The 1,372-nt window shown below is 61.4% G+C and carries 1 protein-coding gene and 1 pseudogene; one reads left to right on the forward strand and one right to left on the reverse strand.

Annotated features, from left to right (window positions below; all coding sequences use genetic code 11):
* Positions 1-205: hypothetical protein (locus tag AWB67_RS37875; RefSeq protein WP_125477882.1), on the forward strand; the 205-nt coding region annotated here is incomplete at its 5' end.
* 696 nt (positions 206-901) lie between these two features.
* On the opposite strand, the pseudogene AWB67_RS43830 reads toward AWB67_RS37875, so the two are convergent.
* A pseudogene (locus AWB67_RS43830) lies at positions 902-1,372 on the reverse strand (IS701 family transposase); the annotation flags it as partial.

The following is a 1,372-nucleotide window of genomic DNA, read 5'->3' on the forward strand; positions in this document are numbered from 1 at the left end:
TTTCGCGGTTCTATCGATGGCACTGGCGGCGGTTGGTACGACGCCGGTCTGGGCTCAAGGCACGGCCGCATCCGGTGCTCAGGCGACGGAAAGCACCGACAGCATTGTGCAGATGAGAAGCGAAATCCGCGCCGCCGATGCGGAGTACCTGGCCAAAGTCCGCGCCGCGGATAGAGTCCGCGAGCGGCTGGTGGCCGAGGCATAGGCAGAGCGGAAGAAGGCCGTCGAGGCTGCACGGTCGGGGGCCAGCAGTGGGTGACTCTACGCAAATCCGGTCCGAGCGTCGGCGACAGCCGGGAACGCGTCCCGTGGCTCGCGAAGGGCGCACATTTGCAAACGATGAATATTCGCCATGAAGCGGTGCCTGTGCGGTGTGCCCTGATCACACCCTCGTCGAGGGTACCGACGCAACTGAACTTTCAACGGCAGCACGACCTGTCGTCAAGTCTTGTTTGTACATATGTAAGGAATAGCCACGAGTGCCGAACAGCTAACGAAACTTTGGGCCGAATTCGACGATCTTGCATCGAAGAGCGAAAATGCGGACGTCCAATTCGTAATCCGGGCGATCAAACTTCACGCAGAGGTTGTGAACATCCGGCTCGCCGCCCTCGAGACACAAGCGGGGATGAAACATCAAACGCAATCGGAATAATGTTCGAGAGGGGTAGACGGTGGGATTGGGAGATTTGACGCACACGGGACCCGAACCTACATGCAAAGAAACTGGCGGTACGCAGTCGCGTCGCCGCTAGTGACACTGTCGTGCGCGCTACTGGTGCTTGCGCCGCCCTGTCGACCAGGCCAGCACGCATTCGATGGAGTGAGCTCCACGCCATATGAGACGGCATAACAACCGGCGAATCTCCTGGACACTGAGCGGCACCGAACCCTCAGGTGTTTTTTTGCTGCGTACCCGCAGGGTGACGAGTACCGCATGGGCCAGCAGGGCCAGCGTGATGTGGCGGTGCCAGCCTTGCTATCGGCGCACCACGTATTGATCGAGCCGGCATTCGCCTTTGGTCGCCTCGGAGCCGGTTTCGATTTCCCACCTGCGGGCCGCGACGTTGACCGAGGTTTGCCGTGTTACGTTGCTGCGCGGCGCGTGCACAGCGTAATATGCATGCTCACGTTTCTCATCAAGGGTGCGCCGCACCAGCAGGTAATGCCCGAAGCAGCGCTCTTCGGTGGCGATCTGCATTCGCCACAGCGGGGTCAGCGCCCGTCATATAGCCGCTCGCCCTTTGCGCCGGCACCCGCCGATAGGCGTCGCCACGCTTGTGCCGGCAGGGCGTCGGCGATCCGGTCGGCCCGTACGTAGTCGGGACCCTGCCACCACAAGGGTTCATTTTCCGCGGCCAGCACGAAAGAC

Source organism: Caballeronia terrestris (assembly GCF_001544515.1).
In the GTDB taxonomy this organism is placed as follows: Bacteria; Pseudomonadota; Gammaproteobacteria; order Burkholderiales; family Burkholderiaceae; genus Caballeronia; species Caballeronia terrestris.